This window comes from Nocardia sp. NPDC004604 (genome assembly GCF_040609795.1).
Taxonomy (GTDB): Bacteria; Actinomycetota; Actinomycetes; order Mycobacteriales; family Mycobacteriaceae; genus Nocardia.
Window position 1 is genome coordinate 71,740 of record NZ_JBEXLC010000007.1, and the last position, 22,556, is coordinate 94,295.

Consider the following 22,556-nt stretch of genomic DNA (forward strand, 5'->3'; position numbering starts at 1 on the left):
ATCACGCGGGCAACAACTCTCGGCCGTCCCAGGTGAATCGTGCTGTGGTCACCGCATCATCGCCATCTCCACCCACGATCTGATGGATCGCGATCCCGCTCAACTCCGCATACGTGCACCACTCGTGATCCGAGGTCAGCATCAGGTCCAGGTCCAACGCCGACAGCAGCGCGAAGATCTGGCCGCGGTTGGCGGTGTCGACGCCGACGAACACCTCGTCCAGGAGGATGGCTCGGGGTGCTTGTGGCGCAGCCTGATAGTGCGCGGCGACGGCGGCGAACAATGGCAGGTGCAGTGCGATGGCCTTCTCGCCGCCGGACAGCGCACCGTGCAGCTTCTTGGTCAGCTCCTTGTAGCCCTCGCCGTTCCCCCGATCGATCTTGACTACGAACCGATGCCACGCCGTGTAATCGAAGACCTGGGCGAGTTGCTGCTCCCAGCTGGTGGCGGTGTCATCTGCTTTGGCTTCTTCGATGCGGTCGCGAAGGAAGGTGTGCAGGGATTCTCGGTCGGCGTCGCTCAGCCGGACCGGGTCCTTGAGCAGCAGATCGCGGGCCGCCTTCGTGCCCGGTGGAAGGTCTTGCCCCACTTGCCAAACCAACTGCACGGCAACGTTCGACGCGGTGCGCACCCGCTCGAGACGTGCATTCATCCCGTCGACGAGTTCGTTTGCCTGCCGGATGCGGGCGGCGAGGTGTCGCCGGGTATCGCCGGTCAGCGTCTGATCGAACAGCTGTCGTTCCTGCTCGGTGATCTCGTTCTTGCTCTGGTCCGCTTCGGCGCTCAAGATACGCAGTAGCTCGGCGCATCCGACGCGAACCCCGTCGACAACAGCGGTGAAAACCTGTACGTCGTCGTCGGTTTCGAGGTCGAGATCGGCGCGGGCGGACAGCGCGGTGCGGCATTCGTGGACGGAGTCTGCTAGGCGACGCAACGCATCACCGAGGTTCGCGGGGGTGTGTGGGATGGTCGGCCAGGCCGCGGCGACCGATCGGGCCGCATCGAGTGCAGCACGGACGCCTTCCGAGCCCGCGAGAGTTTCGCGGAACGTCGGCAGATCCGGGATTTCGCTGTCGGCCGGGAAGATTCCGCCGGACAGGTGCCGGAAACGTAGCGCGAGAGCGTCTCGCTGTGTGGCGGCCGGGTCGCGGGCTTCGGCATCGGTGCGGTGCTGGGCTTCGAGGCTGCCCAGTTTTCCGGCGAGGTCGGTAACCGTTGTCCGGTTGTGCTCCACGCTGTCGGCGAGTTCGTCGATTCGGCTGCGCAGCTGGTCGATTTCGGTCAGCACCGAGCGGTAGTCGCGGCCGACGGATTCCTCGATGGCCGCGAGTTCGGCGGCCAGGCCGCGGTGCTCGTCCTCGGCCGCCGCAGCGGCTTCGGCTCGTGCCACGGCTTCCGCGGCGGAGGATTCGGCGCGATCGGCCCGGTCGGCGGCGGTGGCACGGGCTGCGCGCAGATCGCGGTGGGCGTCGAGCCAGGTCTCGGCTTGGCCGGAGAAGTCTTCGATGGCACTGTCCAGCAAGGAAAGAGCGGCGCGGTCGGTGGGTAGGCCGGTTTCCGCCGCGAGGGCGGACAGCGCGTGCAATGCACGTTTGACCGCGACTTGTTCGGCGGTTACGTTGTCCAGCCGTTCACGGACCAGGTGGTCGGCGGCGGCCAAGTCGGATTCGGTTCGGGTGAGCCGCTTCTCGGCAGCGGTCAGCAGGTCGTGTTTCGGTCGGGAGTCGCGTTCGAATTCGATGAGCTCACGCACGGTCGCCAACTGTTGGCGTTCGGTGCGCAGCCGTTCCAATGTCCGGTCGTAGTCGGCGATCTCGTCTTCGAGCTGCTGAATGCGACGTTGCCTGGTGCGCTCGCGGGTCGCGGCACCGATGTAGGCGGGTTGTTCCTTGGACCAGCTGCCGGTGAGATTGCCAATGCGCCAACCGCTGTCGGCACCGACCGCGACCACCGATCCGGTCGGCAACTGTTCGTCGAATGCGATCGTGGCCAGCAGCCGACGGACGACGACGGCGTCGACCTCAGCATCTGGAACAGCAACAAGCACTTCAGCCAAAGATCGGCCGGTGACTGGTATCAGCGCGTCCGAGTCGGCAAAGACATCGTGTCCTTCGATGTCGCCGCGCGGTCCGATCCACGCATCCAACAGCCCGGCGGATTCGAGCGCGGCTTCGATTCCCGCGGCGCTCGCACCGGGCAGATCCGGCGCGAAGTCGACCAGCCGCCACAGCGGCGCGCCCACCATCCGGCCACGGTCTGCGGTGCGCCAATGTGGCGGTGCGGGCGAAATGTCGTGTTCATCCGCCAGCCGATCCCGATCGGCGATCCGTTGCTCACGCTCGCGCCGGGCGTCGCTGATTTCCTTCTCGCACAAGGTTGTTCGTCCGGCTACGACCTCGAGCGCCGCAGTCGCGACTTTGTTCACCGCTTCGATCACCACCGATTCACGATCCGCGAGGTCGGCCAGCGCAACCGCGTCGGCGAACGAAAGTGCGCGGCAACCACTCGCCCAGTCCTGCAGGCGATTACGCAGTTCTTCGAGTTCCCGCTCTCGTTCCTCGGAGGCCTGGAGGTTGGCTTCCCTGGCGTCCGCGAAAGCTGTGCGCGCCGACTCGAGATCTCTTTCGGCCGCGGTACGCAGTCCTACGGCGCGTTCGTGTTCGTCCAGTGCACCGGCCATGGCACGCATGCGATCTCGCTTGCTGCGCACCGTGCCGCGCAATAGCGCCCGCGCCGCACTCCCGCAGGGGTCGTTCGCGAGTTCGTCGTACACACCGCCGAGCCCGGCGCGATGCCCACTCTGTTGCGCTTCGATACCGCTGTCGGTGGCGATGCGTTCCCGGCCCCGCTCCGCCTCGATCGCCGTCGCATGCTCGGCGGCATCGTTCTCTGCGATCTGACGCAGCCGCTGTTCCTCGGCGCGGGCCTTGATCGCGCGCTGTTGCGCACCGCGCGTCTGTTTGCGGAGCTCGTCGAGTTCCAAACCCTGCTTGTATGCCTCGGATTTCATCAATCCATCTCGTCGCGCCCGCGCACTCGACAGATCCGCATTCTCCGTCCGGATGCGTTCCTGGACATCGTGTTTGTGCTGCGCAACGCGAGCATGTTCTTCGGCCGACTGCTTGGCGACAGCCGAGAGCCGGTCCAATTCCGAAGTCGCGGAAATGAGTCCGGCGGCTCCGGCACGCAGCACCCGCTGGGCATAGGTCCGCTGCTGCCTGGCCAGCGTGCGGGTAGCCGCGACCTCTGCGTCCAAGCGGACGAGCCGCTCCCGCTGTGCGTCGAGTCGTTCGAACCCCTCTGCGAGATCGGCGATTTCGGCCTGGCCCAGCGGCGGTAGGGCCCGGGACAGCAAGGTCGACAACAACGATGGATCGAGCCGTTGCGAGAGTTTGGGAGTCCGCAGCTGCAGCAATGCCGTGATGAGCGCGTCGTAGCGCTGCTCGGTCAGGGTCGGGAACAGCGTCGAACGCACCTCGTCGCGATACTCGGCCGCGTTGTCACACACCTTGCCATCGGCACCGATGCGCTCTGCCAGGGCCGCGCGGGTCAATGGGCGACCGGAGTCGGTCAGTTCGAGACCGCCGAGGGTGCCAGCTCCACTGATCCGCAACGCGGTGATGAAGTAGTCCGCGTGTACCGAAGTGGTTCGGCTGGTGGCCTGCAGCCGGGCTCCACAGGTGAACCATTGATCGGTCGCCCCGGGCAGTCGGAACTCCAACCACACGTAACCGACCCGGGTAGCACCGGATGCGCCCTCCCCCATCATGTTCCAATGCATGGTCCGCTCGCTGGTACCGAATGTCGATAGCCGGTTGGCCCGCAGATTCGCATCGAAGAGGTACGGCAGCAACAACTCCAAAGCCTTCGATTTGCCACTGCCATTCGGCCCGCGCAGTAGCAGGCGGCCCTCATGGAACTCGAAAACCTCGTCGTAGTAGCGCCAAACGTTGAGAATGCCCGCCCGAGTTGGTTTCCATCGAACGGGTTCGGCGATATCCGGAAACGACTGCGGCAGCTCGGTCACGGTCACTGAGATTCCTCTGTCGTATCGGAGGTTCGGATTTCGCTGACGCGGTAGCGCGCCGCTGCGTGTCGCGGCGCCACCAGCCCGGATGCCGTCGTGCGCACCAGCCCGAACGATTTCAGCTCGGATACCGCGTCGGAAACCAGCTCGCGCGCACCATCGTCGCCGCGGTAACTGCGAGCCCAGCGCGGGAACCGTTCCAGCAGTGCGGCGGCGGCGCGCTGCAACTGCTCGACGGTGGTCGGCCCCGGCATGGTATCCAGGAGCAGCAGGGCGGCCACCTTCGCGGTTGCCGCGTCATCGGGAAAACGGCTGTCGGTGGCAATGCCGTCCGGGTCGACCAACAGCACCCCCTCCGCACGTTCCTCGAGCACGAATCCACCTTGTTCGGCAGCGCGGCGCATGAGCTGTCTGCCGGTGGGCGAGGCAATGTAGGCACGCTCGTCCGGGGTGAGCTCGTCGAAGTAGACGACCGGATCGTCGATCAACCGACGAAAGACACTGTGGCGCAACCATAAATTGCGCTGGGTGTCGGACACACCGGCGATATCGGCGTGCCTGCCCGACACCGAACCGGCCAGGCCGTAGCGACCCTCCCGGGTGAGCTCCGCGAGCAGTTCGTCGAACCGCAACGGCACCTCCTCGGCGGGCAGGCCCAGCTGCGAGGGTCCTACCGGGGTCGCCAGCAGCCGTAACAGCAAGGTCGTGTCGACCCGGAAGAGCACCTTGGCCGCGTCCGACTCCACGTACGCGTCGGCGGCACCGTCGAGCGCATCGAGCACGCCGAATGATTCCAGCAGGCGAAGGACATCCACGAACGCCCGCCGCTCCTCGCGGCTGGCGGTATCGAAGTACGCCACTAACGGATCTGCCGCGCTGGCCGCGCGCACCCGTCCGGCCAACAAGCCGATCGTGGTCACTGGTGCGGCGAACAACTCGGCGGCGACCACACACAGCAGGACGTAGCGGCGGCGATCGAACTCCGTTCTGGTCGAACGCAATCGCCGTAACGGTCGAGTCGCGTCGAGGGCGGGACGCACCTTCACCAGGCGGGCGTAACCGAGCCGCGGTTCGACCATCAACGTCCACCCGCAGTAGTAGTCGAACCATTTCGCGATCGGATCGCGCCGTCGTCGAATGACATCGAAGATTTCCGGCGCCGACCGTTCGGTGATCAGCGGGTCGGCGAGCAGATGCCGCACACCGCGCGTTATCTCCTCACGCTCGGCGATCACCAGTTGGTTGGCGAGGTCGCTCATGCCTGCGCCTCGCTGACGCTCGGCTCCGGCACGAGCGACGGCTCGGCTGTGTCTACTGTTCGCTCGCTACGCTCGCTCATGCCGAGGCTCCCCTTCGCCGCGTATCACGTCCTGGCGCGGTTACCTCGACGATGTAGTCGGGTCCGCGAAAAATCCCGCGCGGTGTCTTCAGCTCGGCAATGCCGCCATCAGGCGGTCTTCGCAGCACGATCTCGATCCGACCATCGGTTGTACTGCCGCGCCGAGTTCCCTTCCGGTCCGGCGCGTTGCCCAAGGCTCGCCCCAATAACTCCAGCAAGCGTTCGAAAACTTCGTGATCCAGCTCGCCGAACGCCGAAAGACGCACGGCCCCACCGGTATCCAGCATGTCCCAGGCGGCCTGTAGCTCGGCCCGCTCGACTGCGGCGCGCGCTGCCCGCGCTGCCTTGATCGCCGCGACGTCCGGAATCGCGCCGGTTCGACCGAATCGTTCGGTGCGCCCGGACGAACGCAGCAGCGGCGAAACCTCCACCGCGGGCGCCTCGCCCCAGGGCGCGGTATAGCTCACCAACTCTGGATCAGGGTGGGCCAGGTGCGGATGCCGCGCGGAGCTGAGTCCGAATGCAGTGGACCACAACCGATGCAGATCGTCCTGTTCCGGCAGCACCGTGAACCACCGTGCCAGCTCCCGAAAGTCAGCCACGGCACTGCTGGAACGCCTGCGGGACTCGGTGATCCGGTCGAGAACCTGCAATAGGGTGATGATGGCTTTCCGGCCGACCTGCCGGAGCTGATCGATGCGAGGCGTCGATCCATCGACAGGTAGGAACCAGGCCCGTATTCCATCCCACCTCGCTCGACGATGCTCGAGCCAAGCGACACCGGGATCAGCGCCGGTCAGCTTCGGCAGCTCGGCCCCGAGCAGTGCGCGCTGGTGCATCCGCGCGATGCCGAAATCCTCGACGGCCTGGATTCGCGAAGCGATCGTATGCGTACGGTACTCGATGTTGGTGAGGAACTCTTGGAGATAGGCCACCGTCGCGGCCTTCACCTCGTGGAACACGCCGAGATCCACACCCTCGGCGCGTAGCAGCCGTTGCAGTTCGCCATTGAACTGTTTTGTATTGGCGCGCAACGCCTCCAGGTGGGATTCGAGCTCGCTCAGTACGATGAAGACTCGGCGATCCGCGCCCGACTCCAGTTCGTGCAGCAGGTCGGCCAGTCGATCCGAGATCGCGTCGAGTACTGCGGTCTGCAACGCTCCGCTCGACGCGAGCACCGACATAGCGTGCACGACACCGGCGAACGCTGCCTCGCCCTGCCTGGTGAGTGAGTACTGCAGGTTCCGACGTTCGTATTCGGTTGCGGTGCGGTAATTCTCGGAATGGTTCTGGATGACATCGACAAGGTTCCAGGCCCGCAACTGATCCAGCGCCGAGGTCAGATCCTCGTCGTCAATGGCCTCCAACCAGCCGACTGTGCGCAGCCGAGCCCGGACGTCATCGATACCGAGAGCGGTCTCCAGACGTTCGTTCGCCTCACCGAAGGCATGCAGCACCGATACGTACAACCCGGCCCGATCACCGCTGGTGAAACGGAACATCTCGGGCGGAACACGAATCGGATCCATAGCGGCTCCCCCTAGCTGGCGACTCGGTTGCCCACGATAGACGCCTGGGCCGACATCCCGCGCTCGTCCCCGTACGAGCGACGGACTCAGCCGCCGATATCCGCGAGCAGATCCTCGACCACGCGTTCCTCGGGGACCGCTCGACCGGTACGACGCATGTGCTCGGACAATTCGAGATCCCAGGGCACCGGAGTAACTCGACCGACTTCGGGGCCGTCGGCACCAACAGCCCGCAGATAGTCAGCGCTGGTCATCCGCCACGGCACTACGTCGACCCTGGCCACGAGATTCGCAGCGATACGCAGTCCTTCCCCGTCGAAATCACCGTGGTAGTACAACTCGGTCCCGGCCTGCGCCAACTGCTCGAGCAGCAGCACACCGGCACTGCTCGGCCAACCGGACGTACATACCATCGGCGGGCAACCGGTACCGAAACGCGTCAATGCCATCGCCAGCACGCTGGGGTTTTCGACCACCCATACGCGGTCTGCCACCTTGATCGACTCCGACTGGACCCGCAACTGCTGCAGGGTCAGCACCGAAGCGAGTCCGGCGCTCGCGCAGGAGTGCAGGATATGGCCGATCGGGGTGCCGGTGTCATACATCGGCAGTCCGGCGACCAAGACGGTCGATGACAACTCGTCGTCAGCGATCCCCGCTCGCGCCCACAGTGCGCGCAACCCGACCGCATCCGCTGGAGGTTCGGTGCCGTAGATCGCTGTCAACGCTCGCACGACCATTGCTTGCACCCGGGTGCCTTCGTCGAGTCCATGTGGATCACCCAGCAGTTCGGCGGCGAATACAGGCAATGGCGTTCCGGGGCAGGGCAATTCGTGTAGTACCCGCAGGGTCCGCTCCAGCTCGGACCTCGTGCGCTCGACCGATTTCGCGATCAATCCATTGCGCTGCACTGCCGACACCCAAGTCGCCAAAGCGGGCTGGGCCCGAACGACGTTGTGCTCCGACAACCATCGCCACAGCTCGTGACGCGCAGCGGCATCGGCTGCTCGCTCAGCGGACCTGTTTCCGACGGGGCCAATCAGTTGCTCGACGACGGCGCGGGCATCGCACCCTGTCACCTCGAGCAGGACCGCGTCGATGTCGGCGAGGCTGCCGGTCCAGTACAGCCCGGGCAATCGCGGTGAACCGAACAGATCGGCGATGGCGGCCTGCTGGTTCGGATCGAGTGGGCCGACTTTGATCCGATGCACCGCCTGACCGGTGGACAGGCGGCGATGGAGCACCGCCCACACGGGAGCGAGGTCCGGCGACAGCCGCTCAGCGGTCATTGATCTTCCTGAACCGGCGTCCCATCGGGACATTCTGCACCGAACCGCATCGGATCGCCTGATCCGTGCAGGCGATGCGAATATCTGATTACTGTGAGGGCCCGGGACTGGCCCGCGACCGCAGCGTCTGTTCGAAACTCCCCCTGTCCAACGACGTCGACGCGATTCCCGGCGCACGCCGATAGCGCCCCCGAAATACCACGACTGCACCCTCGGCGGGCGCGATGGTGTCATCGCAGCTGCGGCCGGTGACTTCGACAGCACTCATGTCGTACGCGGAACGTGGGGGTCCACTTACGACAGACCGCGGCGGTCGCCAGCCCGGGTGTCACGTCACCAGTCCGGTGCAGACTGGTCGGTCGACGGGATACGCCCAGGACGACTCGCCCCCCGAGCCGTCATCCTCGATTACGCGTAATGCCGACCGCACACCGTCCTATCACACACTTGCACCGACCATGTGCCTCTGTCCGGCCGGACCCTGAACCGCACATGCACGCCACCCGAAGCGCACCTGAACACACCGGATCGCCCGATCTGTGCACGCGAGGCGACCGCTGGTGGGAAGCTCGAAGGACCGTAGGTGTCGACCGAGAAAGCGAGACACATGGTCGAGAAAGCGAGTGCGTCTGCAGGGACCAACGGTAAGGCTGTGACGGCGCAGCGGCCGGAGGACATCCGGAATGTGGTGCTGGTCGGGCACAGCGGGTCGGGTAAGACCACGTTGGTAGAGGCGTTGGCGCTCACGGCGGGCGCGGTCAATCGCGCGGGCCGGGTGGAGGACGGGACGTCGCTATCGGATTATGACGAGATCGAGCACCGCCAGCACCGATCGGTGCAGCTGTCGGTGGTGCCGATGGCCTGGCGCGGGATCAAGGTCAATCTGCTGGATACTCCCGGATACGCCGATTTCGTCGGTGAGCTGCGGGCAGGTCTGCGGGCGGCGGATGCGGCGCTGTTCGTCATCTCGGCGGCGGAGGGTGCGGAGGGCGTGAGCGGTGCCACGCGCGCGCTGTGGGAGGAGTGCGCGGCGGTCGGGATGCCGCGGGCGATCGTGATCACCCATCTCGATACCGCGCGCGCCGATTTCGAAGAGATGACCGAGACCTGCCGCATCGTGCTCGGCGGCGGCTCCTCGGAAAATATCCTCCCGCTGCACCTTCCGGTGTACGGGCCGAAGGGCCCGGACGGCCACCGCCCCGTCACCGGTCTGGTCGAGCTGCTGCCGCACTGCGTGGCGGACTACTCCTCCGGGGAGGAGGTCGAGTGCGAACCGTCTTCGGATCAGCTGCCGCTGCTCGAAGAGGCGCGCAACCGGCTGATCGAGGGCATTATCGCCGAGAGTGAAGACGAAACCCTGATGGAGCGCTATCTCGGCGGCGAGGAGATCGAGCTGGCCGCGCTGGTGGCGGACCTCGAGCGGGCGGTCGCCCGGGGCAGCTTCCATCCCGTGCTATTCGGCGCGCCCGCCCCCGAGGGCGCCAAGCAGGGCCTCGGCACCGTCGAACTGCTGGAGCTGATCATCGGTGGCTTTCCCACCCCGTCCGAGCACGCGGTTTCGGCCATCACCAGCACCGACGGTTCCGCATCGACCCCCTTGCACTGCGATCCGGACGGCGCGCTGGCGGCCGAGGTGATCCGCACGGCGTCAGATCCGTATGTCGGGCGCGTCTCGCTGGTTCGCGTCTTCTCCGGCACCCTGCACCCCGACGATACGGTGCATGTCTGCGGTCACGGACTCGAGGACCGCGGCCATGAAAGCCATGACGTGGACGAGCGCATCGGCGCCATCACCGCGCCGTTCGGCAAACTGCAGCGCCCGCTCGGCCAGGCCATTGCCGGTGATATCGCCTATGTGACCAAGCTCAGTCGCGCGGAAACCGGCGACACCCTTTCCGGCACTGCCGCGCCGCTGTTGATCGAACCCTGGCGGATGCCGGATCCCCTACTGCCCATTGCCATTCGCGCGCGCAGCAAGGCGGATGAGGACAAACTCTCCACTGGTCTGTCCCGACTGGCGGCCGAGGATCCCGCGGTGCGGCTGGAACAGAATCCGGATACCCATCAGATCGTGCTGTGGTGTCTGGGCGAGGCACACCGCGATGTCGCGCTGGAGCGGTTGCGCACCAGGTTCGGTGTGCAGGTGGATGTGGTCGATCACAAGGTCGCGCTGCGGGAAACGTTCGCGGGCAAGGCAACTGGTAAGGGCAGGCACGTCAAACAGTCCGGCGGGCACGGGCAGTACGCGGTTTGCGAGATCGAGGTGGAGCCGCTGCCGGGCGGGTCGGGCATCGAATTCGTCGACCGCGTGGTGGGTGGAGTCGTTCCGCGGCAATTCATTCCGTCGGTGGAGAAGGGTGTGCGCGCCCAGGCCGCGCGCGGGGTGGCGGCCGGTTATCCGCTGGTCGACATGCGCGTGACGCTCTTCGACGGCAAGGCGCATTCGGTCGACTCTTCCGATGCCGCATTCCAGACCGCTGGCGCACTCGCACTGCGTGAGGCCGCGGCCGCTGCGGGTATCGACCTGCTCGAGCCGATCGCCGAAGTGTGGGTAGTGGTAACCGACGACTATGTCGGTCCGGTGCTCAGCGATCTGTCCGGACGCCGCGGACGGGTACTGGGCACCGAACCGCACGGCACCGGCCGCACGCGCATCCATGCCGAGGTGCCCGAACTCGAACTCACCCGCTACGCCATAGATCTGCGCTCGCTCTCGCACGGCACCGGTGACTTCACCCGCTCGTACGCGCGGCACGAACCGATGCCCAATGCATTGGCGGGTTCGGTCCGCGAGCAGGCCAAAAAGACGGGCTGATCCCCAGCGCCGCAGGATGTTTCGTTACCGTCGAAGGAGCCTGTTGAGCAGTCCAGAGCGTTTCGTAGTCGACACCGAACATTTCGGCAAGATCGTGATCACGCGGACCGACGAAAGAGTGGTCACCACACCAGTATTCGACGATGCCACCATGGTGACCATCGAGCGCATCGGCCCGCGCACTCGCGAGCGCGTCCCCATCGGCACGCGCAACGCCAAACGGCTACGGGCATCGATCAACGATCGCCCCATTAGATTGACCGTCGGCCGCGGACTCTTCTACCGCCGCTGGACCTACCGAGCAGTCGCCGAGATCCCCGGCAGGATTTTCCGCCTGATGCCAACAAACCTGCACTCCAGCACATTGGTTCTCGGCCAAAAGAACCAAGGCGATCATGTCCTCGCTCAATTCACACTAACCGGAACCCACCACATCGACGCAGTATGGGCGCCACCCCCAACCACACCACCCCCCGCTCAACACCCCACCATCGACGACGCACTAATCGCCTACGCCCTAGTAGCAGCCTTCGGCACCGGCGGCGTCTCACTAGGCGAACTCGTCCACATGCTACTCCCGATCTAACCCCCCACCGCCGCACAGAAACCACCGAGTCAACACAAGCCACACATTGTGCGCGCCCACGACTCGATACAACGGCCGAGAATGCGCTGATGCAGGTGTGCTCTCGATGTTTACCTGCATGAGCGCATGGTGACCGCTTGTCCAAGGGGTGCGGCAGGGTGAGATGGGAGGGGTTGGGGCCCACCCCATGGAATGGGGTGGGCCCGAGGTGTTTTCGCTAGGCGACCAGGTTTTTTCTGAGCTGTACGAGGGTGCCGCCATCGAGGCCGAGGCCCTGGGTCAGGAACTTTCCGAAGTCGCCGTAGGCCTGTTCCATTGCATCGATCGCGGTATCCAGGTACTGGTCACGAACCTCTTGCAGGGGGATGAGCAGATCGGGGTTCTGCATCAGTCCGGCCTGCTTCACCTGCTCGCGCAGCTTGGCATCTGCGGCGGCTCGATACTGATTCGACAGCAGATAGTCCTGGCGCGCAGTCGATTCCGGTACTCCGACCGCCCGGAGCACCACATATGTCAGCCAGCCGGTTCGATCCTTACCCGAGGTGCAGTGATACAGCGTCGCGCGGTCGGTGGCCGCCAGATCCCGAATCGTCTGCCCGAACTTTGCGCGCGAATCCGCGCTGAGGAAGCTGGTATAGACACGGCCCATGATCTCCTCGGCCTTCCCGTTCCCCAGCAGTTCCTCCTGCTTCTGTGGGTCTCGCGACTGAATGGCCGCCATCATCTGCTGGAACAACCCGGTGTCATCGATCGGCCGCGCCACCGTCTGCACCCCGGCGGGCACCTTATCGGCGCCCATGAACTGCACCTCCGCGGGCGTCCGCAGATCAACGACCGCCTTCAGATTCGATCCACCTAGCTTCTGCACATCGGAGTCGGTCAATTTCTCCAACGAATCGGACCGAATAGCCTTGCCGGACTTGACCTTCGCACCGTCATACGTCCGATACCCGCCGATATCACGAACATTGACCGCGCCCTGCAATTCGATCCGCGCCGCAACACTGTCCGCCGTCGGCTCGGCCGTCGCCATCGGCGGCGTACCAGTAGCGGTCAACGCGAATGTCGCTAGGACAGAACCAATTAGAGCAACAACTGAATTCTTCATGGCGCGGGACAGTAGAGCCGCTTACCCGCCTCCTGCTGACTTTCCCACCGATCCCGCCGCTACTACCCCACTCACCGAGACCCACATACCGTCCACCGAGACTTCCGCTACTCCCCTCGGCACCTCAGATACTCGACAGACGGCTCCAATAGCTCCGGATGCTCGCGCCAGTACATGGCGCCGTGAATCGCCAACATCGCCCAATGCCAAGCGTCTTCATGGAATTCGATGCCACGAAACGGCCGATCACTCGACTCATACGGATACGCCTCCCGCGCCTCCGCATCAGCCTCCTGCCACGTGCGCCCGCCATACCGCCGCATCAACCAGGCATAGTCGCCCCGCGCTTCCCGCAGGTTTCGCAGGTACTCGTCTTCAGGCCAGGTCATGTGAAATAGACCCGCGCTTCGAACTCCAATCCAGTGCTCCTCAGCGTGCATAGTCGATGTCGACGGATAGGCGCTGCCACGGCGACGTCAACCGCTGCCGCCCCATCCACCGCGGGCAGCTTGCGGTCGGCGTGGATGGTCGTCCCGGTCGTGCCGTTCGATGTGAGGGGAGCAGCTCGGTGACAGGGATTCCGTGCTCGTCGCGCTGAGTCCAGGCTCCGTGCCGACGGCGATTGAGATGAACGACTTCTTGACGTACTGGCCCTGATGGTCGATGCGGGTGTCGGTGCCTCGCCCGTCGTCCCACAGCGATATCGGCGTGCAGGGAGATTACGCATCGCCCTCCGTTGTTGCACTCGGCTTCCTTGGCTGCGTAGGCGACGACTTCGAGGATTAGGTGCCGAACACCGCCGGGGGCATTGTCGACGGATCTCGGCGAGGCGGGCCAAGTCCACCGCGCTCGCCCGGTCGTGCATCGTGTTTCGCCACGTGGCACTGCACCATCCACCGCAGAAGTATCCCAGCCATACATACGGCCTGCCACCAGACGCGGTGGCAGGCCGTAGTTCTCAGCTCGCCGCTTTCTTGACGAGCTCCCCGATCCGCGTCTCATCGGCGGCGGTCAATTCGGTGAGAGCGAAGGCCGTGGGCCACATGGCGCCGTCGTCGAGGCTCGCCGAGTCGTTGAAGCCGAGGGTGGCGTACCGCGCCTTGAACTTCTCCGCCGTCTGGAAGAAGCAGACGACCTTGCCGTCCCTGGCGTAGGAGGGCATGCCGTACCAGAGCTTCGGGCTGAGCTCGGGCGCGTTGGCCTTGACGATGGCGTGGATTCGCTCGGCCATGACGCGATCCGAATCCGCCATTTCGGCGATCTTCGCGAGCACATCGGACTCGCCGTCCGCCTTGGCTGCGCGCGCGCCGCGGCGTGCGGCCGTCTTGAGCTCCTGAGCGTGCTCCTTCATCGCGGCGCGCTCTTCTTCCGAAAATCCCACCGTGGACTTGCGCTTCGTGGTGCGGGTTGTGGTCATTGCGGTTCCTCCGTTGTGGTGTCGATCGTGATGTCGGTTCGGTTGAAAACGTCGGTGGGCGCTCACCGGTCCTGCAGCAGCCCCAGGACATTGCCGTCGGGATCGGTGACGGTGGCGACCAGGCGACCTTCACCGACATCGCGCACGGGCTCGCGCACAGTGGCGCCCGCGGCCGTGACCTCGGCCAGCTTCGCCTCGATATCGGGCACGTGCCAGTACGCCACCGGTGCGGTCATGCGCTGCGGTCCACCGCCCGGTACCAGCCCGATGTGCTGGCCCGCGACGTCGAAACCGACGTAATAGGTTCCGTCGATCTGCGGCGGTGCACCGATCAGGGCGGTGTAGACCTCCTTGGCCGTCGTCAGGTCGGAGACGGGATGCAGGACGGTCTTGATTCCCCCGGCCGAGGCGGCGGTCATGAGTACTCCTTCTGCGATGTGGTCCGGATCGTCTTGCGGCGATGAGAATTACGGTAGGCAGTGCTCGGCGGCGCGACATCCGTGCTGAACACGGAAAGCACCACTGAGTGAGCACGGGTCGACGCCCGCACGAGCTACGGGACCGGTGCGTGAGAATGGAGACGTGTCAACGCAGAAAGTGGCTGCCGGGATCTCCGGCCGCGAGGCCGAAGTCCTGACTCTGATCGGGCAACATCGCAGCAATGCCGAGATTGGCGCGCAGCTGTACATCTCGGTGCGCACCGTGGAGACCCATGTGTCCTCGCTGCTGCGCAAGGTCGGCGTCCCCGACCGGCGGGCGCTCGCCCAGCGCGCGGCCGAGCTCACCCGGGCCGAGCAGAGCGAGGTGGTGGCCGTCCTGCCCGCACCATTGACGTCGTTCGTCGGCCGGGCCCGGGAGCGGGCCGAATTGCGTCAGGCCGTCGCGGTACAGCGCCACGTGACCGCACTCGGCCCCGGCGGTGTCGGCAAAACGCGGCTGGCCTTGGCCGTTGCCGCAGATCTTGCCGGTGAATTCGCCGACGGTGCATGGTTCGTCGACCTCGTACCGGTGACCGATCCGGCGATGACCGGATCCGCGGTGGCCCGTGCGCTCGGCCTCGGCGAACAGCAGGGCCGCAGCCTCGACGATTCGGTGCTGACCGCCCTCGCCGACCGCCACACCCTGCTCGTCCTCGACAACTGCGAGCACCTGCGCGAGGGCGCGGCACCGTTCATCGAGCGCCTTCTCGCGCACTGCCCGCGCGTGACCGTACTGGCCACCAGCCGCGCCCGGCTCATGGTGCCCTTCGAGCAGGTCTACGCGGTACCACCACTATCTCTCGGCGACGATGCAGCCACCGCGGATGCCATTGCGTTGTTCCTGGACCGAGCCGCCGCCCTGGGCTGGCCCGTCGAACCGGAACAATTGGATCAGGTCACCGAGGTCTGCCAGCGGCTCGACGGTCTGGCGCTGCCGATCGAGCTCGCGGCCGCCAGGCTGCCCACCCTCGGTCTCGACGGTCTGACCGCCAGTCTCGCCGATCCGCTGCGCCTCCTGGTCGGTGGACGCCGTGCCGACGACCGACATCGGTCCGTACGGGCCATGCTCGACTGGAGCCAGGCCCTGCTGACCAACTCGGACCGGTGCGTGCTCCGACGTGTCTCGGTCTTCGTCGCACCGTTTACCTTCGCCGACGCCGCCGAGGTGGCCGGATATCCGCCGCTGGAACCGAACTCGGTCGCGGACGGTCTGGCCCGGCTCGCCGAGCAGAGCCTGCTCACCGCCGCGCCGTCCGCGGGCGGCACCCGCTACCGGGCACTGGAGACGATCCGCCAGTATGAGACGGAACAACTCCTCGAGACCGGTGAGCTGCCCGAAGTGCTTGCACGCCATCTGCATTGGTGCTCGAAGACCGCCGCGGCGCTGACCGGGGACCTGCCGCCCGCCACCGACTGGCGCACCCGATTCGACGCGGCCGCCGACGACATCCGGGCAGCCCTGGCCTGGGCGGCCGAACAATCCGAACTTCGTGCCGACGCATACGATCTGGCCTTGTCCCTGGCTCAACTGACCTTTACCCGAAATCTGGTCGGCGAGTCCCAGCAGCGGTACGAGCAGGCGGCAGCGCTCGCCGAGGACCCGATCGACGCGGTATCCGCACTACGGCACGCCGCCGAGGTCGCCGGATGCCGGATGCGCGGTGCAGACATGTACCGCCTCTACCGGGGTGCCGCGGACACCGCACGCAACGCCGGGGACACCGCCGGGGCCGCCCGCGACCTGGCCACGGCCGCGATCACCGTCTATCGGATGTCCGAAACCTTCTCCGAGCCGCCGCCGTCGAATGCGGCCGCGGCACTGCTGTCCGATGCGCGCGAGTTGACCGACGACGACCCGGCCGCCCTGGCCGCAGTCGCCCTGGCCGAGTGCGGAGTACTCCCCCACACTGCCGATTCTGCGCCGAGCGCATCGGAATCGCCTGTACCCGAGCCGATTACGCGCGCCGAGCGGGCGGTAGACCTGGCCTACCGGACCGGCGATCCGCTGGCCGAGAGCGCGGCCCTCGACGCGCTTGCCGCGGCCCAGTGCTGGGCGGGTGATACCTTCGCCACCGCGGCGACGACCCAGCGGCGAGTCGAGCTGCTCGCCGCGGTTCCGGTGACACCGGCCAGCGCGCTCGAACGGGTCAACGCACTCGCGGAGGCGTCCGATACCTGTATCGGCGTGGGTGACCTGGATGGGGCCCACCGTTGGGCCGAGCAGCTCCGCGACCTGCCATTGCTGGCCGAACGGGGTGACTTCGCCACCTCGCGGCGGCTGGTGGCGGACGCGCTCGCGGGCAATGCCGACAACGTGCTCACCGACAGTAGGCGATTCATCGACGCGTGGGAGCTCTCCGGTCGCCTGCACGCACCCAACCTCGCCACGGCGGCGGCCGCGGTGGCTCTGATCCACGGCCTGCGCGGCGACGGCGACGCGAGAGCCGAATGGCTGGCCATCGTCGACAATCTCGGTGTGGCGCCCGACCAGAAGGCCGCATACAGTGCCGTATTCGAAGCCATCGTCCTGCTCCACCACGGACAACCCGACCGTGCCCTGGCAAGCCTGTCAGCCGACCCCGACGAGATGGACGAGCAGATCATCTGGATCTGGCGCCACTGGTACCTCGCACTGCGTGCCGAAGCAGCCGTCCTCGCCGCTCATCCGAACGCCCGCGACTACGTCACAACCGCTCGAACCACAGTGTCCGGCAACCCGATCGCCACCGCCATGGTCGACCGAGCCACGGCTCTGCTCGACCATGCCCCCGAACGCCTACCCGCCATCGCAATTGCCTTCGAGACGGCCCACTGCCCTTACCAGCGAGCCCGAACCCTGAGTCTGATGGGTGACAACTCTGCTCCAGCCGCCCTGACGAGCCTCGGCCTCACCCCGCCGATGCGCTAGCGGTTGCGTGCCCCCGTACACAGCAGACGCTTTGCGCCGCAACAGCTCTCGCTCGCCTTCCGCGCGGTTTGCGGCACTGCTGCGCTTCGATGAGAGGGCTCACCCGGTTGGCCATCGACGTACAGCCCCGGCGATCAGCACTGACGAACACCCGTCGAGACGAGTAAAGATCGAGGCCACCTGGCCGAGCTTCGCCACATTCGTAGCGTGTGTCCGAAGCTTCTCCGGATCTACCGAGACTTCGCTCATCTACCCCCTCGTACATCCCGGTTCCGAATTGCCTTGCGATCGAACCGGTGTGGCGCGCGAATACCCACCACAGCCAGTGCGCGGGTCATGCTGGTGCGCACGAGAAATGACGGAGCCCCACCCGTCGAAACGGATGGGGCTCCTGTCTTACAACGCAGGAGCGAAGCCTGCGCAGCGACCTACCGACTTACACGTCGAAGTACAGCTCGAACTCGTACGGGTGCGGACGCAGGTTCACGGGCGCGATTTCGTTTTCGCGCTTCAGGCTGATCCAGGTCTCGATGAGGTCCGAGGTGAAGACGTTGCCTTCGGTCAGGTAGTCGTGGTCCTGCTCGAGGCGGTCGATGACCGAGGCCAGGCTGGTGGGGGCCTGCGGAATACCCTTGGCCTCCTCCGGCGGGAGCTCGTAGAGGTCCTTGTCGACCGGGGCCTTCGGCTCGATCTTCTTCTTGATGCCGTCCAGACCAGCCATCATCATGGCGGCGAAGGCCAGGTACGGGTTACCCGAGGAGTCGGGCGCGCGGAACTCGATGCGCTTGGCCTTCGGGTTGTTGCCGGTGACCGGGATGCGGACCGCGGCGGAGCGGTTGCGCTGCGAGTACACCAGGTTGATCGGGGCCTCGTAGCCCGGGACCAGGCGGTGGTAGGAGTTCACGGTCGGGTTGGTGAACGCCAGCAGCGACGGCGCGTGGTGCAGGATGCCGCCGATGTAGTGGCGCGCCAGATCCGACAGGCCCGCGTAACCGGCCTCGTCGTGGAACAGCGGCTTGCCGTCCTTCCACAGCGACTGGTGCACGTGCATGCCCGAGCCGTTGTCACCGAAGAGCGGCTTCGGCATGAAGGTGACGGTCTTGCCCTCGGCCCACGCGGTGTTCTTGACGATGTACTTGAACAGCTGCAGGTCGTCGGCGGCGTGCAACAGGGTGTTGAAGCGGTAGTTGATCTCGGCCTGACCGGCGGTGCCGACCTCGTGGTGGCCGCGCTCGAGCTCGAAGCCCGCGTTCTGCAGGTTGGTCGAGATCTTGTCGCGCAGGTCGACGTAGTGGTCGTACGGGGCGACCGGGAAGTAACCGCCCTTGTTGCGGACCTTGTAGCCGCGGTTGCGGGTGCCGTCCGGGTTGAACTCTTTACCGGTGTTCCAGGAGCCGGAGATCGACTCGATCTCGTAGAAGGCGCCGTTCATGCCCGAGTCGTAACGGATGGAGTCGAAGATGTAGAACTCGGCCTCGGCACCGAAGTAGGCGGTGTCGGCGATGCCGGTGCTCTTCAGGTACTCCTCCGCCTTGCGCGCGATGTTACGCGGGTCGCGGCTGTAGGCCTCGCGGGTGAACGGGTCGTGCACGAAGAAGTTGAGGTTCAGCGTCTTGGCAGCGCGGAACGGGTCCAGACGCGCGGTGCTGAAGTCGGGGAGCAGCAGCATGTCCGACTCGTCGATGGACTGGAAGCCACGGACGGAGGAGCCGTCGAACGCTAGCCCTTCCTCAGCGAGGTCAGCGGTGAAGGCCTTCGCGGGGATCGAGAAGTGCTGCTGGACACCCGGAAGATCGCTGAAGCGAATGTCGACGTATTCGACATCCTCTTCTTCGATGTACTTGATGACCTCGTCGGCCGTGCTGAACGTCACTTGTTCTCCTTACGGATCGGTTCCCAGCCAGTGTCGATTGCATGGGTTCGTCGCGTCCCGACGGTATGGACGCGGTGTTTCCCAGTAGTCAAGGCTGTGTTTCGCCAGTGTTACACGTGCGGCTGGACGGGTAGTGAAAGCCAACCGGGCTCGGACAGCATGGTAGCCCGGCCATCATCGGCGCTGCTCACCGAGGTCAGCTCCGATTTAGTGCGGTGTCCTACGACCGGTCGTAGGGGCCTATTCTGGGGTTCATGGCACGCATCAGCGGATCCTGGCTCTCCGGCCCTTCGGCGGACTCTGGCGATCCGGCAACCCCCGAGTTCCCCGGCCAGAACCTCGGCCTGCCGCGCTCGGGCGCGGGTTCGCTCGTAGGTATGTTGCGGCGCATTGCCGCGCTGGTGGTGGACTGGTTCATCGCGCTCGGCATTACCGCGATCATCATCCGGCCGAATCCGGACAAGATCATCGCCGGGATGGATATCCCCGCCGGGAAACCGCGCCCCACCAACTTCGAAGTGATCGTGAGCGCGCTCACCACGCCCAACCTGCTGGTTTGGTTCGTGATCGGTGTCGTCGCGGTGTCGTTGTTCGGCTTCACCCCCGGTCAGTACTTCCTGCGCCTGCGGGTGATCCGCGTCGATGCGCCGGTGGCCGTCGGTTTCGTGCGCGCGCTGGCCCGGCAGGTGCTGCTGGTCTTCGTGGTCCCGGCCTTGTTCACCGACGCCGACGGCCGCGGTATGCACGACCGCGCGACCGGTACCGCCGTCGTCCGCTCGCGATAGCCCACCAGCACGAACCTGCCGACAGTAAAAAGACCCGACTTTCATAGGGACGACGGCTGGGGCACTGCCCGTTAGGCTCCGGCGGTGTCTCTGAATCCGGCCATGCTGGCGCTGCGCCTAGTGCTCGAACTCACCGCCATTTCCTCGTTCGGAGTCTGCGGATGGCGGGCGTTCGACTCACCATGGCGCTTCATCCTGGTCGTGGTGCTGCCGGTCGCCGCCGCCACGCTGTGGGGAACCTTCGCCGTTCCCGGCGATCCGAGCCGCAGCGGTGCGGCGCCGGTTGCGGTGCCGGGGCCGGTGCGGCTGGTGGTCGAACTGATCGTCCTGTTCGGCGGCGCGGCCGCGCTGTGGATCGCCGGATTGCCCCAGTGGGCGCTGATCTGCACCGCGGTGCTGGTGATCTACCACGTACTCGCATACGACAGGATCACCTGGCTGCTCACCACCGCCCCGGCGGCCTGACAGAAAAGGCCCGCATCCCAACTCGGGGGATGCGGGCCTTTCGAATCGAATCAGCGCCGACGGATGCTGCGCTGCACACCGCGCATCTTGGCGCCCGCGGGCATCGGGCCCTTGGGCAGTGCGGGTCCGCTGCGCGAGCTCAGCGCGGTGAGGCGGCCCTCGATGAGGTCAATGCGCTTGGCGTCGATATTGCGGGGCAGCTTGGTGAGGTGCTTCTGCAGCTCCTTGAGCGGGATCTGGCCCTCGTCGTTGCCGATGATGATGTCGTAGATCGGGGTGTCGCCGATGAGCCGGGCGGTGCGCTTCTTCTCCTGGGCCAGTAGCGATTTCAGCCGCTGCGGGGCACCCTCGCCGATCAGGATGACGCCCGGCAGGCCGATCACCCGGTGCACGGCGTCCAGCTGGGTGGTCGCGGCGACGCCATTGCTGACCCGCCACTTGCCCTGCAGATTCTCCAGCACCCACGCCGCCGCGCCCGCCTGGCCCTCGGCCTTCGCGTAGACGTTGCGCTGCACCCGACGCCCGAAGATGATGAACGCGACCAGCACGCCGAGCAGCAGACCGAGCGGCAGCAGGAACCACTGCAGGCCGAAGAACAGGCCGATCACCAGGAAAACGGCCGTGATGCCGACAACGGCGCCGATCATCAAAGGCAGCAGCAGCTTGTCTTCCTTGCGCTGCATCTGGAAGGCCTGCCAGAGCTGCTGGCGGCGTTCTTTCGACTGCTGCTTGCGCGCCGCCTTAGCCGCGGTCTTCGCTTCCTTCGACGGCGTGCCGCCCTTGCCTACTGCCATGCTTCACAGGATAGTGCCACGTCGGGCGGGTCTCCGCACCGCGTCAGTGCACGCCGCGGTGCGCGATCGGCCCCAGTGCGGTGAGATCCAGATCACCCGAGGTCTCGGTCCAGCCCATGGCGCGCAGTTCCACCGGGGTGCCGACACCGAGCGCGTCGCGCAGGCCGATGGCGACCGAGCGGGCGAGTCCGACCAGGGTGTCCATGGAAAGGGGCCACAGCAGGGTGCGGGTCCAATTGTCGATCCCGCGCCGCGTGACCGGTTCGCGCCAGCCGAGATCGCGCAGGGTGTGCTCAGCGGTCGGCGAGATGGGCCGGGTGAGGTAGGAATTGCCCGCCAGTTCGACGGACAGCTTGATGTCGTATTGCACGAATTGGACGTATTTATTGCCGGGCGCGGCGATGATCAACGTTGCCCGAGATGGTAGTTCGGATAGACATTGCGCCAGTGCCCGCACGAATCTGTCCCAATCCGTGGTCACCGGCTCACTCATACTTCCCCCGGGGACGCGCACCGGCCCGATCTTACGCCGCACCACCTGTGACACCAGCCGAATCTTGTTGGCTCAACACAACCTTCGCACCGGTGATAGCAAACGCGAATAGCCCGCCGTTTCCTCGAACGACGGGCCACTCACGGCCGCGGGTCACGCGGCGGCGCCGACCGATCCCGATGGCATCGTCCGGTGCTGGCGCGCTGCCGATTCCGGAGCACGGCCGAGCCCGCGGAAAACCGGAACACCGAGTTTGCGGCTCGCGGGCCGCAAGGCCCACGACGCCACCACGCATATCGCGAAAAAGCCGGTGTAGACCAGATGATTCACGGCTGAATGGTGTCCGATATGCGACGCGAGTCCACCGGTCAGATCGAAAAACGCCCCGGCATAGGCCCATTCCTTCACCAGTGGAAAACGCGGTGCGGCAATGGCCATGGCGCCGAGCACTTTCCAGAATCCGAGGATGGTCATGACATAGGTCGGATAACCCAATTCCGTCATGCCCGCCGCGGTGCCGCCGCGGTGAGTCAGGTCGGCGACGCCGCCCGTGGCCAGTACGGAAATCAATAATCCGGTGCTGACCCAATATGCGATCGATCGGGTGTTGCTCATCGTGGCTCTCCTGCCTCGTGCCCTCGGCGCGCTC

The 22,556-nt window shown here is 65.8% G+C and carries 17 protein-coding genes; 5 read left to right on the top strand and 12 right to left on the bottom strand.

Annotated features, from left to right (window positions below; genetic code table 11):
• Position 1: 1 nt before the first annotated feature.
• From ABZW16_RS05260 to ABZW16_RS05275, 4 genes are all read right to left on the bottom strand, one after another.
• Positions 2-4,033, bottom strand: coding sequence for a TIGR02680 family protein (locus ABZW16_RS05260; protein WP_354952405.1), 4,032 nt, complete (start codon positions 4,031-4,033; stop codon positions 2-4).
• Complete coding sequence (locus ABZW16_RS05265) at positions 4,030-5,286, bottom strand: TIGR02678 family protein (RefSeq protein ID WP_354952407.1); 1,257 nt, start codon at positions 5,284-5,286, stop codon at positions 4,030-4,032. The genes ABZW16_RS05260 and ABZW16_RS05265 overlap by 4 nt, the downstream gene beginning before the upstream one ends.
• 76 nt (positions 5,287-5,362) lie before the next feature.
• Positions 5,363-6,895, bottom strand: a complete 1,533-nt coding sequence (locus ABZW16_RS05270) for a TIGR02677 family protein (protein WP_354952409.1) — start codon at positions 6,893-6,895, stop codon at positions 5,363-5,365.
• Positions 6,896-6,981: 86 nt separating this feature from the next.
• Complete coding sequence (locus ABZW16_RS05275; protein WP_354952411.1) at positions 6,982-8,184, bottom strand: TIGR02679 family protein; 1,203 nt, start codon at positions 8,182-8,184, stop codon at positions 6,982-6,984.
• Positions 8,185-8,791: 607 nt separating this feature from the next.
• Here ABZW16_RS05275 and ABZW16_RS05280 point away from each other — a divergent pair.
• Positions 8,792-10,999 carry an elongation factor G-like protein EF-G2 gene (locus ABZW16_RS05280; RefSeq protein WP_354952413.1) on the top strand — a complete coding sequence of 736 codons (2,208 nt, stop codon included), beginning with the start codon at positions 8,792-8,794 and terminating at the stop codon, positions 10,997-10,999.
• A gap of 43 nt (positions 11,000-11,042) precedes the next feature.
• Entirely contained in the window at positions 11,043-11,585 is a 543-nt protein-coding gene (locus ABZW16_RS05285) for a hypothetical protein (RefSeq protein ID WP_354952415.1), read from the top strand.
• 217 nt (positions 11,586-11,802) lie between these two features.
• Here ABZW16_RS05285 and ABZW16_RS05290 read toward each other — a convergent pair whose 3' ends face one another.
• From ABZW16_RS05290 to ABZW16_RS05305, 4 genes are all read right to left on the bottom strand, one after another.
• Entirely contained in the window at positions 11,803-12,642 is an 840-nt protein-coding gene (locus tag ABZW16_RS05290) for a tyrosine-protein phosphatase (protein ID WP_354952417.1), read from the bottom strand.
• Positions 12,643-12,800: 158 nt separating this feature from the next.
• A complete protein-coding gene (locus ABZW16_RS05295; RefSeq protein ID WP_354952419.1) occupies positions 12,801-13,082 on the bottom strand; it encodes a hypothetical protein in 282 nt (93 codons plus the stop codon).
• 569 nt (positions 13,083-13,651) lie between these two features.
• Positions 13,652-14,110, bottom strand: a complete 459-nt coding sequence (locus tag ABZW16_RS05300; protein ID WP_354952421.1) for a DUF1801 domain-containing protein — start codon at positions 14,108-14,110, stop codon at positions 13,652-13,654.
• A 62-nt stretch (positions 14,111-14,172) separates the two neighbouring features.
• Positions 14,173-14,529 (bottom strand): VOC family protein, encoded by a 357-nt coding sequence (locus tag ABZW16_RS05305; RefSeq protein WP_354952423.1) that lies wholly within the window; start codon positions 14,527-14,529, stop codon positions 14,173-14,175.
• Positions 14,530-14,692: 163 nt separating this feature from the next.
• Between ABZW16_RS05305 and ABZW16_RS05310 the strand changes: the two genes are divergently transcribed.
• Positions 14,693-17,497, top strand: a complete 2,805-nt coding sequence (locus tag ABZW16_RS05310; RefSeq protein WP_354952425.1) for a LuxR C-terminal-related transcriptional regulator — start codon at positions 14,693-14,695, stop codon at positions 17,495-17,497.
• A gap of 436 nt (positions 17,498-17,933) precedes the next feature.
• On the opposite strand, the gene glnA is transcribed toward ABZW16_RS05310, so the two are convergent.
• Positions 17,934-19,370 (bottom strand): type I glutamate--ammonia ligase, encoded by a 1,437-nt coding sequence (gene glnA, locus ABZW16_RS05315; protein ID WP_354952427.1) that lies wholly within the window; start codon positions 19,368-19,370, stop codon positions 17,934-17,936.
• A gap of 254 nt (positions 19,371-19,624) precedes the next feature.
• Between glnA and ABZW16_RS05320 the strand changes: the two genes are divergently transcribed.
• Positions 19,625-20,155 (top strand): RDD family protein, encoded by a 531-nt coding sequence (locus tag ABZW16_RS05320; RefSeq protein ID WP_354952429.1) that lies wholly within the window; start codon positions 19,625-19,627, stop codon positions 20,153-20,155.
• A gap of 84 nt (positions 20,156-20,239) precedes the next feature.
• On the top strand, positions 20,240-20,620 hold the full coding sequence (locus tag ABZW16_RS05325; RefSeq protein WP_354952431.1) for a YrdB family protein: 381 nt from the start codon (positions 20,240-20,242) through the stop codon (positions 20,618-20,620).
• A 50-nt stretch (positions 20,621-20,670) separates the two neighbouring features.
• Here the strand turns inward: ABZW16_RS05325 and ABZW16_RS05330 are convergent, their stop codons facing one another.
• From ABZW16_RS05330 to ABZW16_RS05340, 3 genes are all read right to left on the bottom strand, one after another.
• Complete coding sequence (locus tag ABZW16_RS05330; RefSeq protein ID WP_354952433.1) at positions 20,671-21,414, bottom strand: DUF4191 domain-containing protein; 744 nt, start codon at positions 21,412-21,414, stop codon at positions 20,671-20,673.
• A 43-nt stretch (positions 21,415-21,457) separates the two neighbouring features.
• A complete protein-coding gene (locus ABZW16_RS05335; RefSeq protein WP_354952435.1) occupies positions 21,458-21,907 on the bottom strand; it encodes a hypothetical protein in 450 nt (149 codons plus the stop codon).
• 153 nt (positions 21,908-22,060) lie between these two features.
• Positions 22,061-22,522 (bottom strand): DoxX family protein, encoded by a 462-nt coding sequence (locus tag ABZW16_RS05340; protein WP_354952436.1) that lies wholly within the window; start codon positions 22,520-22,522, stop codon positions 22,061-22,063.
• Between the last annotated feature and the right edge of the window lie 34 nt (positions 22,523-22,556).

Excerpts from the sequence above, each read along its gene's own strand:
- ABZW16_RS05265 (WP_354952407.1), bottom strand. The coding sequence starts at position 5,286 with ATGAGCGACCTCGCCAACCAACTGGTGATCGCCGAGCGTGAGGAGATA.
- ABZW16_RS05270 (WP_354952409.1), bottom strand. The coding sequence starts at position 6,895 with ATGGATCCGATTCGTGTTCCGCCCGAGATGTTCCGTTTCACCAGCGGT.
- ABZW16_RS05275 (WP_354952411.1), bottom strand. The coding sequence starts at position 8,184 with ATGACCGCTGAGCGGCTGTCGCCGGACCTCGCTCCCGTGTGGGCGGTG.
- ABZW16_RS05280 (WP_354952413.1), top strand. The coding sequence starts at position 8,792 with ATGGTCGAGAAAGCGAGTGCGTCTGCAGGGACCAACGGTAAGGCTGTG.
- ABZW16_RS05295 (WP_354952419.1), bottom strand. The coding sequence starts at position 13,082 with ATGACCTGGCCTGAAGACGAGTACCTGCGAAACCTGCGGGAAGCGCGG.
- ABZW16_RS05300 (WP_354952421.1), bottom strand. The coding sequence starts at position 14,110 with ATGACCACAACCCGCACCACGAAGCGCAAGTCCACGGTGGGATTTTCG.
- ABZW16_RS05305 (WP_354952423.1), bottom strand. The coding sequence starts at position 14,529 with ATGACCGCCGCCTCGGCCGGGGGAATCAAGACCGTCCTGCATCCCGTC.
- ABZW16_RS05320 (WP_354952429.1), top strand. The coding sequence starts at position 19,625 with ATGGCACGCATCAGCGGATCCTGGCTCTCCGGCCCTTCGGCGGACTCT.
- ABZW16_RS05330 (WP_354952433.1), bottom strand. The coding sequence starts at position 21,414 with ATGGCAGTAGGCAAGGGCGGCACGCCGTCGAAGGAAGCGAAGACCGCG.
- ABZW16_RS05335 (WP_354952435.1), bottom strand. The coding sequence starts at position 21,907 with ATGAGTGAGCCGGTGACCACGGATTGGGACAGATTCGTGCGGGCACTG.
- ABZW16_RS05340 (WP_354952436.1), bottom strand. The coding sequence starts at position 22,522 with ATGAGCAACACCCGATCGATCGCATATTGGGTCAGCACCGGATTATTG.